This window comes from Alphaproteobacteria bacterium (assembly GCA_041396705.1).
Lineage (GTDB): Bacteria > Pseudomonadota > Alphaproteobacteria > CALKHQ01 > CALKHQ01 > CALKHQ01.
The window spans coordinates 97,131-111,893 of sequence record JAWKYB010000019.1 but is presented as its reverse complement, the minus strand read 5'-3'; the positions used below and the strand labels follow the sequence as shown (position 1 = coordinate 111,893).

Annotated in this window: 7 protein-coding genes and 1 pseudogene; 3 read left to right on the top strand and 5 right to left on the bottom strand. The window is 68.1% G+C overall.

The window, feature by feature from the left end:
• The first annotated feature begins 65 nt into the window (after positions 1-65).
• Entirely contained in the window at positions 66-3,506 is a 3,441-nt protein-coding gene (locus R3F55_22850; protein ID MEZ5670213.1) for a hypothetical protein, read from the top strand.
• A 246-nt stretch (positions 3,507-3,752) separates the two neighbouring features.
• Here R3F55_22850 and R3F55_22845 read toward each other — a convergent pair whose 3' ends face one another.
• Positions 3,753-3,995: a helicase C-terminal domain-containing protein gene (locus R3F55_22845; GenBank protein MEZ5670212.1), complete on the bottom strand. Its 243-nt coding sequence runs from the start codon at positions 3,993-3,995 to the stop codon at positions 3,753-3,755.
• On the bottom strand, positions 3,976-6,474 hold the full coding sequence (locus R3F55_22840) for an ATP-dependent DNA helicase (protein ID MEZ5670211.1): 2,499 nt from the start codon (positions 6,472-6,474) through the stop codon (positions 3,976-3,978). Before R3F55_22840 ends, R3F55_22845 begins: the two co-directional genes overlap by 20 nt.
• A 91-nt stretch (positions 6,475-6,565) precedes the next feature.
• On the opposite strand from R3F55_22840, the gene R3F55_22835 reads away from it, so the two are divergent.
• A complete protein-coding gene (locus tag R3F55_22835) occupies positions 6,566-7,351 on the top strand; it encodes a thermonuclease family protein (GenBank protein ID MEZ5670210.1) in 786 nt (261 codons plus the stop codon).
• Complete coding sequence (locus R3F55_22830; GenBank protein MEZ5670209.1) at positions 7,348-8,790, top strand: M48 family metalloprotease; 1,443 nt, start codon at positions 7,348-7,350, stop codon at positions 8,788-8,790. Before R3F55_22835 ends, R3F55_22830 begins: the two co-directional genes overlap by 4 nt.
• A 24-nt stretch (positions 8,791-8,814) precedes the next feature.
• On the opposite strand, the gene R3F55_22825 is transcribed toward R3F55_22830, so the two are convergent.
• The 3 genes and pseudogenes from R3F55_22825 to R3F55_22815 all read right to left on the bottom strand — a co-directional run bounded on the left by R3F55_22825 (position 8,815) and on the right by R3F55_22815 (position 14,391).
• On the bottom strand, positions 8,815-9,705 hold the full coding sequence (locus R3F55_22825; protein MEZ5670208.1) for an RNA polymerase factor sigma-32: 891 nt from the start codon (positions 9,703-9,705) through the stop codon (positions 8,815-8,817).
• A gap of 93 nt (positions 9,706-9,798) precedes the next feature.
• Positions 9,799-10,635, bottom strand: a complete 837-nt coding sequence (locus R3F55_22820) for a hypothetical protein (GenBank protein MEZ5670207.1) — start codon at positions 10,633-10,635, stop codon at positions 9,799-9,801.
• Between the two features lie 136 nt (positions 10,636-10,771).
• Positions 10,772-14,391 (bottom strand): annotated as a pseudogene (locus R3F55_22815) (hydantoinase B/oxoprolinase family protein).
• Positions 14,392-14,763: the final 372 nt, after the last annotated feature.

Here is a 14,763-nt window from a genome sequence, read left to right as displayed (position 1 = left end):
GCGGCGAGTTCGGATCCTTCACAGAGACGCTCGAACTCAGCCTCCGTGAGCGCTTGGCAGAGAGGGTGGCCTACCTGAACCGACACGACCCGATCCCCGCAGATCGTGCATTTGCTGCGTTGGAACGACTTGGCGCAGCATTGGTTTTGCAGCGCTTGACCGAAATTGCGGTGCCCGACAGCGACTTGGATATGACGGATGGCAAGGCAGCACTGGATATTGGCAGTATCTTACCTGATTGGTCGGGTGAGCAACGCTCTAGGCTCTTATCCAGACCGGTCTTCGATCCCGCCGGCGCAGGCCATGTTCGTCTTCATAACGACAATCAAGGAGTAGTTCGGAGTTACCTCGCCGCGCTATGGCTTGACCGACTGATACGCGCAGGCTGCCCGATGAGCGCCGTTCGCAACTTGCTCTTTGCAGACATCTACGGGCTCCACTTGGTGATACCTTCGTTGAAGGGCACTGCAGCGTGGCTTTCTATATCTCAGCCTGACATTGCAAACGAGGTAATTGATCGGGAACCGTTACTGTTAATGGGTGCGGGAGATCCAGCAAGCTTATCGCTGACCACTCGGCGCCGTGTACTGGATTCGGTGATACAGAGGACGCTCAGTGGCCAGGAAATAGGCATCCTGGACAGGGACAGTCTTAGGCGCTTTTCCGGGTCAGACCTAGCCGAGTGCGTACGCGCCAACTGGCAGCGGTACGCAGATGTGCCAGAGGTGCGCGAATTACTGCTGCGTGTGATATGGCTGGGCGAACTGACAGGATGCGTTGACCTTGCAATTGACGCATCGTTTGGAACACATGAGGACCGGTATACACAGGTGTTTGCTGGACGAGCCATCATGGCTGCGGCACCCAACCCGGAGAAAGTACGGTACGTTCAGTATTTGTGTCAGAATGCAGGTTCCGTTGCAGGCGTGCTAGTTTGGGATGCAGTCGAGACGTTATTTCCGACTCAACTAACAACTAACGATCTATCCGCAATTCTGACAACCATAAATATCAGGGACCGCCGCGACCATATGGGCATTGAATATATTGGCCCCGAGCTAGCGGACCGGCTCTCCACGATTGAGGAGGTCGAGAGCTTCCTTTCGTGCATCCGCGAGAGACTTCGCCAGAAGCTCAATCCTGATGACGAACCGTTCCCTGAAGACGAACCCCTTATGTCGACACTGGAGGCAGGAGGCCGAAGGCTTCTGGAGTTGGTTCCGCAAACGCAAGTCCCGATCGCAGCGACCGAAGCAGCAATTCGGTTGCGCGAAAGCCGCCGGTACAGGCGTCCGGCACGAGCCCGCGATGAGGCCGAAGACTTGTTCTCACTCCTCACTGCGACAGCCGAGCGCCGACGAATGGCTTTGTGGCAAGCGACTGATCGACTGAACGGTGCCGCGCAACTGAATGGTAAATCCATCACTGAAGTCTGGCAAGTCGAACACTTCGGCTTCCCGCTTCAGTTGAGGGCAGAAGACCTAAAGTGGCTTGAGCAGGACATTGTTGAACGTCCAACTGCAGCCGAACGTCAGATCGCCGTCAACGCTGCTATGCGGCTTTGGAAGCAGGGCGGTGAAGAGCCAGAGATTCTAACGCGAATCCGAGCCGCCGGCACGACGCACCCGGACACGAAGAAGGTAATTGATGAGTGGCTAACGCGCGAACCGTCGGACCGCGAATTGGAATATGAACGAAGGAGGCGCCAGCGAGAGCGGCGGGACGAAGCAAGAGCCGCACAACTTCATAGATCGTGGCTCGACTTTGCAGCGAAGCTTCGCGCTGACCCGAAACAGTTCCGATCGTTGCTACCCTTATCAGAAGGGGGAATTGATAGTAGACTGTATCACCTGTGGGCTTTTCTCCATGGACTCGGAGAAAACAGAAACACGTTTGCGATTAGCGATCTTTCTCCGATAGAACAGATGTTTGGGTCAAATGTCGCATCCGAATTGAGAAGCGCTTTTGTTTCGTATTGGCGCCAAGTCCAACCTACGCTTCGGAATGAGAGGCCGGAGGAGGAGCGAAACAAGACACGCGAGCTTGATTGCATTGCGATCGTAGGCGTCACACTCGAGGCGTCACACGATCCGGAGTGGGCCGCAAATCTAACCCCTGACGACGCAACAAAAGCGGCCATTTTGGCGACGTTAGAACTGAATGGGTACCCTTCTTGGTTTCCGACGCTTGCTCGAGTGCAGCCAGATGCAGTTCGCGGCGTACTCGAACGCGCCGTTGCACCTGAATTGGCCACAGGTAGCGAGGACGGTCGTTGTCGTGAACTTGAGGACATCTCACGGGCAGATCGATCAATTGGATGTCTCCTCGTTAACTATCTGTTTGAGTATTTGACGGACCACGATAGTTTGCCAACTTCAGTACTCAGGCCGGCTTTGGCGATTTTGGTGTCCTACACCCGGGATAGTGGAGCGCTGGCCTCCTTGCTGGAGCAACGATTCGACCAAGCGCATGAGATTGAGGGTGCGGCGACTTGCCTTTCGTCGCTTTTCCAACTCGATCCAGGCGGAGCGATTGCTAGTTTGGACAGAAAACTGAAGGCGCTGTCGCAATCAGAGCAGACGCTTCTTGTGCTAGAAACACTGCCTGAATTGTTTGGGGGACAATGGGCCGACAACGCGATCATGCGGGCGGACCAGCTTCAGTTTGATACATTGGAGCGGTTAGTGATCATTGCGTTTCGGACTGTGCGCGTCGAGGAAGATGTGGACCACGCCGATGGAGAAGTCTATTCACCGGGCGCTCGCGAGCATGCCGAGGACGCCCGAGGCAGGCTGTTTAAGGCGCTTTTTGAAACGCCAGGCGCCGCTACCTTCGCCGCCATCAATAGACTCGCAGAGAATCCGGATATCCCAATAAGGCGAGAGCGGTTGTCTCAGATCGCTCGCGAGCGTGCGGAAAAGGACGCCGAGTACGCGAGTTGGACCTCAGGAGAGGTCTATGCGTTTGAGCATGACTTCACGACGACCCCGAGGAACGCATTCGATCTTCAGCGATTGATCAGCAATAAGATAGCTGACTGGCAGCACAGTCTGATCCATTCCGACTTCGCACAAGGTTCAACGCTCGCCCTCCTACCAAAGGAGGTCGACGTTCAGAACTGGTTGGCTGATCGATTCAGAAGCGAGCAGGGACGCGGCTACTCGGTTGAGAGGGAGCCGCACGTTGCAGATGAGAAGGAGCCAGATATCCGCTTCCGGGCGACGGCGACAGACGCCAGTTTAGCCCTGGAAGTCAAGGTCGCGGAGTGTTGGTCCCTGAGCCAGCTTGAGGATGCGTTGAGAGCTCAACTTGTCGGGCGGTATCTGCGCGACCGTGAGCATCGACATGGTATCTTACTCATCGTCCACAAAAAGAGACGATCACGAGGGTGGGAGGGACCGGAGGGCGGATGGTTGAGGTTCGAACAAGTCGTTTCTCACCTCGCAGACATGGCTCGGTCCATCTCGTCGGAGGGCCGTGTGCACCCCAGCCAGTCGTTGCGGTGATTGATGTCACGCGTTCGCCCTAGCCGTGGCTCGGTGCGCCGGGCTGCTGGTTCTTCGGGTGGCAGAGCTCTGGCCGTGATCCGAATAGTCGCAGGAGCAATGTGAGCAGGTTGGGTTGATCTTGTGATCGACCGCTTCTGGCGCATCCGCGACGATACCGGATCGACAACGCAGGGCCCATTCGTCCCTGCAACCGGACATCCGCGTTGACCCTGGCAAAGGCCCCAATCGGACCCGCCAACCCCCTCACCCCAAGAACCCCTGCACCGCCTCCAGCGCCTCGACCAGGCCGACCCGCTCCACCGGCACGCCGGGGGGGAAGGCGGTGAGCAGGCGGGTGGGGGTGCGGGGGTCGAGCAGGACGAACACGCCCCTGTCGTCGGCGCGGCGGACCAGGCGGCCGTAGGCCTGCTTCAGCCGCAGCCGGGTGGCGATGTCGTCGTAGTCGCGGCGGTCGCCGCCGGCGGCCTCATAGGCCTGGCGGCGCACCCGGTGCAGGATGCCGGGGCTGCGACCACGGCACCCGGTCGAACACCACCAGCCTGAGCGAGCGGCCGGGCACGTCGACGCCGTCGCGCACCGCGTCGGTGCCGAGCAGGCAGGCGTCGGTCTCGAACCGGAACATGTCGACCAGGGTGGCCGGGTCCATCGGGTCGACATGCTGGGCGTAGAGCGGGATGCCGGCCTCGGCCAGCGGGCCGACGATGCGCTTCTGCACCGCGCGCAGCCGCGCGATGGCGGTGAACAGGCCGAGCGCGCCGCCGCCGGCGGCCAGGAACAGGGTGCGATAGGCGGCGGCGACCTGCTCCGGGCCGTCGCGGCCGACGTCGGTGACGATCAGCACCCGGGTCTGGGCCGGATAGTCGAAGGGCGACGAGACCTGGGCGCGGATCGCGGCGGTCTCCAGGTGGATGGCGCCGGTGCGGGCCTCGGCCGAGGCCCAGTCGCGTTCCAGGTCGCCGGAACCGTCGGTCAGCGTCGCCGAGGTGACGACGGCGCCGTGGCACGGGCTCAGCACCTCGCCCGCCAGCGGGACGGTCGGGTCGATCCAGTGGCGGCGCGCGCCGACGTCGACGTCGCGGCCGTCGATCCGCTCCACCGTCAGCCAGTCGACGAAGCGCGGCGGGGTCTCGGTCTCGATGGTCTGCAACAGGCCGCGCCAGGCCGGGATGGCGATCTCGGCCCGGCGGCCGAGCGCGCGGATCGCCGCCTCCAGCCGGTGGCGGGTGGCGCTGTCGAGGGCGTCGGCCTCCATGTCCAGCTTGCGGGCGAAGCGCTGGGCGAGCTGCTGCAGCGGCCGGGCGAGGTCCTCCAGCGCCGCATCGAGCCGGACGGCGGCATCGGCCATCGCCGGCGCGGCCGGGCGCAAATCGGCCTCCAGGCTGTAGGGGCCGTCGTCGCCGGCCCGCGCGTAGACCTGCTCGCGCACATGGGCCAGGAACGCCTCGGCCGGGCCGTCCGGCCGGCCCTCGCGCAGCCGGTTCTGCCAGCCCTCGCCGGGCAGGGCGACGGCGGCGCGCATCGCCTCGTGCAGCGCCAGGTCGGCCTCGGCGTCGCCGTCGGTCAGCTCGCCGTAGCGGTTGACCAGCCCGCGCATCCGCCCGCGCGTCCGCGCCGTGTCGCCGCCGCGCAGCCAGCGGCGCAGCTCGGCCGTCTCCTGCCCGGACAGATAGGCGGCGAAGACGCTGTCGGCGGCGTCGTAGAGATGGTGGCCCTCGTCGAACACCAGCCGGGTCGGCAGCCGGCCGTCGTCGATGCCGCCGAGGGCGGCCTGGGCCATCACCAGGGCGTGGTTGGCGATCACCAGGTCGGCGCGCCGCGCCCGGCGCACCGAGCGCTCGATGAAGCAGCGGCCGTAGTGCGGGCAGGCGGAATAGATGCACTCGCCGCGGCGGTCGGCGAGGCCGAGCACGCGGTTGCGGCCGAGCAGCGCCGGCAGCCAGCCCGGCAGGTCGCCGCCGACCATGTCGCCGTCGCGCGTCGTCGCCGCCCAGCGCGCGATCAGGCCCAGCGCGACGGCATTGGCGGGGTTGGCCGCGGTCGCCGCCGCCTCCTCGAAGCTCAGCAGGCACAGATAGTTCTCGCGGCCCTTGCGGGTCACCACGCGCTGCGCCCGTTCGCGCTCGTCGGGGTACAGCCGGGCCAGCTCCTGGTCGATCTGGCGCTGCAGGTTGCGGGTGAAGGTGCTGATCCACACCGGCGCGCCGTTGCGCTCGGCCCACAGGCTGGCCGGCGCGACATAGCCCAGGGTCTTGCCGGTGCCGGTGCCGGCCTCGGCGATCACGACGGTGGCCGAGCCGGTCTCGTGCCGCGGCTGGAAGGCGGCGCTGACGGCGGAGGCATAGGCGGCCTGCTGCGGCCGCGGCTCCGCCTCGGCGTGCAGGATCTCGGCCAGCCGGTGCCGGGCCTCGTTGGGGGTGACGCCGGCGTCGCCGGGCGGGTCGTCCGGGCCCTCGAATTCCCATTGCGGCAGCCGCCGCCACACCGCCAGCGCGTCGATGCCGCGGCGGGCCCGGCCGTCGCCCGGCAGCGGCAGCAGCGCGGCCCAGCGCCAGCCGCCGCGCGCCATCACCTGTGCGATCCCCGGCCAGTCGGCGGTGCGGTCGCCGGCGAGGCCGTCGAGCAGCAGCGCGGTGGCGTCGCGCAGGGTGGCCGCCTCGGCCGCCGGCGTGTCGGGCCGCGGCAGGCCGAGCGCGGCGGCGATGCCGCGCGGCGACGGCACCAGCGCCTCCGCCGGCCGCACGAAGGCATAGAGCTCCAAAATGTCGAGCGCCTGTTCGGCGTCGGGTCCCAGCAGCGCCACCGCGCTGGGCCGGTGGCACACCACGACGTTGGGCGGCGCGTCGGCCAGGCCGGCGGCCAGCAGCGAGCGGGCGGCGGCCGGTGCCAGCCGGCGCGGGCCGTCGCCGTCGGCAACGCCGCAGCCGGCCTGGCCGGCGCTGAGGAAGACGAGCGCCGGCCCGTTCACGGGGCTTTGCCCTGTTCAAACCGGCGCGCGGCGCTATCCTGCCGGCAGGGTTGTCGCGACGAGCACGGAACCGGACGGACGGATGACGACGATGGCGATACGGTCATGCCTTGCGGCACTGCTGTTGCTGCTGCTGCCGGCGGCGGCGCCGGCGCAGGTGGTGCCCGCGGCGCTGGAGCCCGGCGGCACGGCGCGGGTCGTCGAGGTGATCGACGGCGACACGGTGGTGCTGGACGACGGGCGCGAGGTGCGGCTGGTCGGCACCCAGGCGCCGAAGCTGCCGCTGGGCCGGCCGAACTTCCCGACCTGGCCGCTGGCCGAGGACTCGAAGGAGGCCCTGGAAGACCTGGTGCTGGGTCATGAGGTTGCCCTCGGCTACGGGGGCCAGCCGATGGATCGGCACGGCCGCGTCCTGGCCCACCTGTTCCGACTCGACGACGGCGCCTGGGTCCAGGGCACGATGCTCGCCACCGGGATGGCGCGGGTCTACACCTTTCCCGACAACAGGTCGATGGTCGACGAACTGCTGGCCGAGGAACGGGCTGCCCGCGCCGCGCGCCGCGGCATCTGGTCGCTCGACTATTACGCGATCCGCGACCCCGAGGACCTCGACGACGCCGAGGACACCTTCCAGTTGGTCGAGGGCGAGGTGGTCGACGTCGCCTTCGTGCGCGACCGGGTGTTTCTCAACTTCGGCATCGACTACCGCACCGACTTCACCATCGTCATCGACGACGACAACCTGGACGCGTTCGACGATGCGGCCTATGTCCTCGAGGATCTCGACGGCCGGCGGGTGCGGGTGCGGGGCTGGGTCGAGATGTTCAACGGGCCGATGATCGATGTGACCCATCCGGAGCAGATCGAGCTGCCATGAGCGTGTCCGTCGCCGTGTTGCCTCCGCGCTGGCGCCGCCTGGCCGCGGCGGTGGGCTGTGCCCTCGCCGTCGGCCTGTCCGGCTGCCAGACCGCGCAGCAGCGCGCCGCGCCGGCCAGCGAGCCGCCGGCCTACGCCACCGAAAGTGCGACGGCCGACATGCTCGCCCGCTATGGCGGCGAGTATCGCAACCCGGCGCTGCGCGCCTATGTCACCGCGGTCGGAAGGCGGGTGCTGGCGCAGACCACGATCGATCCGGCCAGCGTCGACTTCGTGCTGCTCGATACCGACGTGATCAATGCCCTGGTCATCCCGGGGCGCCGCATCTTCATCACCCGCGGCATGCTGACCTGGCTGAACAGCGAGGCGGAGCTGGCCGCGGTGATCGCCCACGAGGCGGCGCACCTGAGCGAGAACCATTCGGCGCTGCAGCGGCAGGCCGCCCGCGACGCCGAACGCCGCGCGATGACCCAGGGCCTGCTCGGCCTCGACGAGGACGCGATGCAGGCGCTCTTCCGCTACAGCCGCGAGCAGGAGCTGGAGGCGGACCGGATCGGCCTGCGCTATCTCGTCGCCGCCGGCTATCCCGGCGCCGCGGCGGTTTCGAGCCACGAACAGTTCCTGGCCGATTCCCGGCTGGGGCGGCTGCTGCGCGGCTTCCCGGGCGAGGACACCTCCACCCCCGGCCTGCTGGACTCCCACCCGGCGTCCGACGACCGCATCGCCACGCTGACGGCGATGGACGAGTTCCGGGCCGGCGGCGACGACCGGCGCGTCGCCTATCAGGAGGCGATCGAAGGGGTGCCGTTCGGCCTCAATGCCGACGACTGGCGGGTGGTCGGCGACCGCGTGATCCAGCCGCGCGCGGGCATCGGCTTCGACCGGCCGGCCGGCTACGCCCTGGCGGCGTCGGGCGGCGTGCTGTCGGGCAGCGGCCCGGGCGAGGGCATCCTGTCGATCGACTTCGTCGCGCGCGATCCGTCGACCACGCCGGCCGCCTTCCTCAACCGCAATTTCGCGCGCTTCGACACCGAGCCGTCGGCGACGCAGACGATGGGCGGCTATCCGGGTGCGGAGATGGCGTTCAGCTTCGCCGAGGACGGACGCGACTGGTATCTGATCGTCGCCACCGTCGGACTGCGCGAGAATGCCCTGATGCGCGTGCTGGCCTATGGCCCCGCCACCGGCCAGCCGGCGGTACGGCAGGCATTCGAAGCGGTGATCGGCGGCCTGCGCGACATCGGCGCGGTCGGCGACAGCGCGTCGCAACGCATCGCCGTGGTGGCGGTGCAGCGCGGCGAGACGGCGGCGAGCCTCGCCCGGCGCATGAACATGGGCGACATGCCGGCGGATTTCGCCGAGGATCTGCTGCGCGCCATCAACGGCCTCGACGACGACGCGCAGCTGACCGCCGGCCAGCGGATCAAGCTGATCCTGTAGCCGGTCCCTTAGCCGGCGGACCGGTCAGGCCGGCACCTCGAACAGCAGGTCGCGCGGATCGGCCGCGTGCTGTTCCAGGGCGTTGCGCAGCTTGCACAGCGCCCTGTTCTCCAGCTGGCGGACCCGCTCCTTGCTGACGCCGAGCGCATTGCCGAGATGCTCGAGCGTGACGCCGCGCTCGGTCAGCCGGCGTTCGCGGATGATCCGGCGCTCGCGTTCGCTCAGCTGGGTCAGCGCGGCGTTGAGCCAGCGCGAGCGCGACTCCGCATCGCGCAGCCCGATCACCACGTCCTCCGGGCTGGGCCGGTTGTCGGCCAGCAGGTGCTGCATCTCGGTCTCGCCTTCCTGCCCGACCGGGGCGTTCAGCGACTGGTCGTGGCCGCTGATGCGCATCTCCATCGCCTCGACCTCGCCGACCGGCACCCGCAGCTCGGTCGCCACCCGATGCCGGCCGGCATCGGTCATCGTGGCGCCGTTGTCGCCCTCGATGCGCGCGCGCAGGCGGCGCAGGTTGAAGAACAGCGATTTCTGCGCCGCGGTGGTGCCGGTGCGCACGATCGACCAGTTGCGCAGCACGAAGTCCTGCACCGCCGCGCGGATCCACCAGGCGGCATAGGTCGAGAACCGGACCTCGCGATCCGGGTCGAACCGGTTGGCCGCCTGCAACAGCCCGATGTTGCCCTCCTGGATCAGGTCGCCAAGCGGCAGTCCGTAGTTGCGGAATTTGGTGGCGATGCTGACCACCAGCCGCTCATAGGCGTTGATCAGGTCGTGCAGGGCGCGCTCGTCGCCCCGGTCGCGCCAGCGGCGGGCGAGATCCTGTTCGTTGTCCCGGCTGAGGATCGGCGCGCTCATCGCGCGCCGGATGAAGGTGAGGTTGGCGCGCTGGGTTGCGTCGTCGTCGAGGTGGGCCATCGCCGTCTCCTGGGGCTGGTGCCACGGGGTTCGCCGGAACAACCCCTACACTCGGTGATACGTTCCCCCTCCCAGGCCGGATTTCGCGCCGACTCAGACCTCGATCACGTCAAGGATCGAGCCGTCGGGTCCGAAGCAGGCGGCCACAAGCGTGCCGTCATGGCCGCAACCGCCGTCGACGGTGGTGGTGACGTCGCCATGGTCGACGCCGCCATGGTCCGGATCGTAGCCGCGCACGATGCGGGCGAAGTCCTCATACGGCCCCTCGATGCGGCGGAATCCGTCGGTGTCCCACCAGAAGCGGTCGCGCTGCAGGCGCAACGGGCGTTCGGGATCGAGGCCGGAGCTGACGAACAGCACGCCGTCGGTCCGGTTATAGGCGGCGCGCCGCAACGCGGCGAAGAACGGCTCGTGGCCCGGCCGCGAGCGCACCGCCATGCGCAACAGGTTGGTCCAGCGGGTCAGCGAGACCGCGCCTTCGCGCGCGATCATCATGGCGCGTTCCGGCTCGCCGCCATAGGACCGGATCGTGGGTGCGACGCCGTTGCCGAGCAGGTAGCGCATGACCTCGGGCGGGTCCGGCGCGAATTGCAGCTGCAGCAGCTTCTGCCACATCTCCTCCTGCGCGCCGCGCAGGAAGATCAGGTGCTCGGGCGTGGCATGCGGCCTGGCCAGGAAGGCGATGCGGAACTGCAGCAGCTGGTCGATCGTCTCCAGGATCGCCGGCCCGCGCCCGATCATGTTGCCGAGATAGATCACGCGGTCGTCGCGCTGCAGCCGCTGCCACAGCTGCCGGTGCAGGCCGAGCAGGCGATGGTGGTCGGCGAAGATCGCGCCGATCGCCCACATCCGGCGCGCATCGGGCATCTCCGCGAAAGCGGCGTCGGGCGCGGTGATGCTGGACGCATGGGTCGCGTCGGAGCCGCGCACGCGCCTGCGCCCCGGCACGCCGGCATCGGTCCGTTCCGGCGCGGCGGAGTCCGCCCGGGCATTCGATTCGTGTCGTTGCCGCGATTGTCTGCCCAGTATCATCTGTCCGCCCGTTTCCCCGCCGGACTTGGACTCGTCAACGCGCCGACCCGAAGCCGCCACCGCCCGGGGTGGCGATCTCCAGCACGTCGCCCGCTTCCATCGCGCGCCATCGGCGCCCGCCAGTGTCTCAGCGCCGCCGTCCCGGCGCAATACCCGGTTGCATCCGCACTGGCCGGGCGCGCCGCCATCCAGGCCGTGCGGCGGAATGTGCCGATGGCCCGACAGGATCGACGCCTGCATCGCCTCGCCGAACCGAATCCGGCGCACCACGCCGTCGCCCCCGCGCCAGCGTCCGGCGCCGCCGCTGCCGCGCCGGATCGCGAAGCTCTCCAGCACCACCGGGAAGCGCCATTCCAGCACCTCCGGGTCGGTCAGGCGCGAATTGGTCATGTGCGTGTGCACGGCCGAAGCCCCGTCGAAGCCGGGGCCCGCGCCGGCGCCGCCGCACAACGTTTCATAATACTGATGGCGCGCATTGCCGAATGTCACATTGTTCATCGTGCCCTGGGCGCCGGCCAGCACGCCCAGCGCGCCATACAGCGCATCGGCGATCATCTGGCTGGTCTCGACGTTGCCGGCGACGACGGCGGCCGGATAGACCGGGTTCAGCATCGAGCCGGCGGGCGTGACGATCTCGATCGGCTTCAGGCAGCCCTCGTTCATCGGGATGGCGTCGTCGACCAGGGTGCGGAACACGTAGAGCACCGCCGCGCGGCAGACCGCCCGCGGGGCGTTGAAGTTGTCCGGGCGCTGCGCCGACGTGCCGGTGAAATCGACCACTGCACGCCGTGCGGCCCGGTCGATGCGGATCGCCACGCGGATCTCGGCGCCATTGTCCATCGGGCAGGCGAAGCTGCCGTCCTTCAGCACGTCCAGCACGCGGCGCACCTGCTCCTCGGCATTGTCCTGGACATGGCCCATATAGGCGCGCACGACCGCCAGCCCGTAGTGCGCGACCATGCGGCGCAACTCCTGCACGCCCTTTTCGCAGGCGGCGATCTGCGCGCGCAGGTCGGCGATGTTCTGGTCGATGTTGCGCGCCGGATGCGGGCCGGACGCCAGCAGGTCGCGCATCTCCGCTTCCAGGAAGCGGCCGCGGTCGACCAGCAGGCGGTTGTCGATCAGCACGCCCTCGTCCTCGACCGTGCGACTGTCGGGCGGCATCGAGCCGGGGGTGAGGCCGCCGACGTCGGCGTGGTGACCGCGGCTGCCGACGAAGAACAGCAGCGTGCCGTCGGTCTGGTCGAACACCGGGGTCACGACGGTGATGTCGGGCAGGTGGGTGCCGCCGTTGTAGGGCGCGTTCAGCACGTAGACGTCGCCCGGGTTCATCGTGTCGCCGCGGGCCGCGATCACAGCGCGCACGCTTTCCGACATCGAGCCGAGGTGGACGGGCATGTGCGGCGCATTGGCGATCAGCGCCCCGTCGGCCGCGAAGACGGCACAGGAGAAGTCCAGCCGCTCCTTGATGTTCACCGAATAGGCGGTGTTCTGCAGCGCCGAGCCCATCTGCTCCGCGATCGACATGAACAGGTTGTTGAACACCTCCAGCATCACCGGGTCGACCGCGGTGCCGACGGCGACGGTGCGGGTCAGCGGCCGCACCCGGCGCAGCACCAGGCTGCCGCGCGTGTCGAGCGACGCGCGCCAGCCGTCCTCGACCACGGTCGTGGCGGTGTCCTCCACCACGATCGCCGGGCCTTCGACGGTGTCGCCGGGGCGCAGGGCCGCGCGTCGGAAAACCGGCGTCGCCTGCATGGCGCCGTCGCGATAGACCGGGGCATGCGTGGCCGGCGCACCGCTGCCGCCGGGGCCGTCCCCTGCTGCGAACGCCTCCGCCGGCATCTCCATCGCGCCGACGGCCTCCACCGAAACGGCGTCGGCAACCAGCCGGCGGCCTTCCATCACGAAGCCGTACTGCCGGCGATAGGCGCTTTCGAACGCGGCGCTCATCGCGGCGGGCTCGCCGAACGGCACGACCAGCGCGGTGTCGGTGCCCTCGTATTTGACATGGACGCGGCGTTCGACGCCGATCTGGCGGTCGGCGACGCCCTGGGCATGCAACTCGCCGACGGCATCCGCCGCCATCGCGTCCAGCCGCGCCGCCATCGCCGCAGGCGCCTCCACCAGCGGCGCTTCCACCGTCGCCTCGCGCAGCGCGCGGATGTCGGCCAGGCCCATGCCGTAGGCCGACAGCACGCCGGCCAGCGGGTGGATGAACACCGTCGTCATGCCCAGTGCGTCGGCAACCTGGCAGGCGTGCTGGCCGCCGGCGCCGCCGAAGCAGCCCAGCGCGTATTCGGTGACGTCGTATCCGCGCTGGATCGAGATCTGTTTGATCGCGTTGGCCATGTTCTCGACCGCGATGCGCAGGAAACCCTCGGCGACCGCGAACGGGTCGCGCGCGTCGCCCGTGGCCGCCTGGATCTGATCGGCCAACGCGGCGAATGCGGTGCCGACGCGGTCCGTGTCGAGCGGCTGGTCGCCGCCGGAGCCGAAGACGGCGGGGAAGAACGCGGGCTGGACGCGTCCCAGCATCACGTTGGCGTCGGTGACCGTCAGCGGGCCGCCGCGGCGATAGCAGGCCGGGCCCGGGTCGGCGCCGGCGCTGGCCGGCCCGACCCGGTAGCGCGATCCGTCGAACTGCAGGAGCGAGCCGCCGCCGGCCGCGACGGTATGGATGCGCATCATCGGCGCGCGCATGCGCACGCCGGCCACCAAGGTCTCGAAGGTGCGCTCGAAGCTGCCGTCGAAATGGGACACGTCGGTCGAGGTGCCGCCCATGTCGAAGCCGATCACCTTGTCGAAGCCGGCGCGGCGGGCGGTCTCCGCGATGCCGACCACGCCGCCGGCGGGGCCGGAGAGGATGGCGTCCTTGCCCTGGAACAGCGCGGCATCGTTGAGCCCGCCGTTGGACTGCATGAACATCAGCCGGGTGCCCCCCAGCTCCGCCGCGACCCGGTCGACATAGCGGCGCAGGATCGGCGACAGATAGGCGTCGACCACCGTCGTGTCGCCGCGCGAGACCAGCTTGATCAGCGGGCTGACCGCATGGCTGGCGGAGACCTGGGTAAATCCGGCCGCGCGGGCCAGGGCGGCGACGCGCCGCTCGTGGTCGGGATAGCGGTAGCCGTGCATGAACAGGATCGCCACCGCGCGTATGCCCTCGGCATGGGCGGCCGCGAGCGCGGCTCGCGCGCCGGCCTCATCCAGCGGCACCAGCACCGCGCCGGCGGCGGAAACCCGCTCGTCGACCTCGGCGACCCGCTCGTACAGCAATTCCGGCAGCACGATGTGGCGGGCGAACAGGTCGGGTCGGTTCTGGTAGCCGATGCGCAGCGCATCGGCGAAGCCGCGGGTCGTGACCAGCAGGGTGCGGTCGCCCTTGCGTTCCAGCAGCGCGTTGGTGGCGACCGTGGTGCCCATCTTCACGGCCGCGATCCGGGCCGCCGGGATGGCTTCGTCCGGGCCGATCCCGAGCAGGTCGCGGATTCCCTGCAGCGCCGCATCGCGGTAGCGCTCCGGGTTCTCGGACAACAGCTTGTGACTGACCAGGCTGCCGTCGGGCCGCCGGGCGACGATGTCGGTGAAGGTCCCGCCCCTGTCGATCCAGAACTGCCACCGCCTGTCGTCGACGGACTCGGGTCGGTTCATGATGCGGTCACGCGGGCGTTTCCGGTCTCGGGTGCGCAGGGGATGGCCATGGCCGAGGTATAGCAGCGCCGGGGCCTCGGGCAACAGCCGCGGCGGGTCGGCCGGCCGTTGCCCGGCAATTGCCGGGGGCGTGCCGGAAACAGCGCAGGAAACGCATCACGGAATGCGGCACGAAAAAAGTATCGACCCGATACGAGAAGAGCAACTTTCGGTGCGCATGAATTCAGACCAAGTAAAGCGCGCCTTAACGCATTGGCGATATCTTCGCCAATTGGAATGATGGTCCAGGGCATCGCAATTTCTACGTGGATCGTGTGTGATATGATCGACGTTTGGACCTGAGCGGTACAGGGTGAACGACGGATGTCGCTG

Excerpts from the sequence above, each read along its gene's own strand:
- R3F55_22830 (MEZ5670209.1), top strand. The coding sequence starts at position 7,348 with ATGAGCGTGTCCGTCGCCGTGTTGCCTCCGCGCTGGCGCCGCCTGGCC.
- R3F55_22825 (MEZ5670208.1), bottom strand. The coding sequence starts at position 9,705 with ATGGCCCACCTCGACGACGACGCAACCCAGCGCGCCAACCTCACCTTC.
- R3F55_22835 (MEZ5670210.1), top strand. The coding sequence starts at position 6,566 with ATGGCGATACGGTCATGCCTTGCGGCACTGCTGTTGCTGCTGCTGCCG.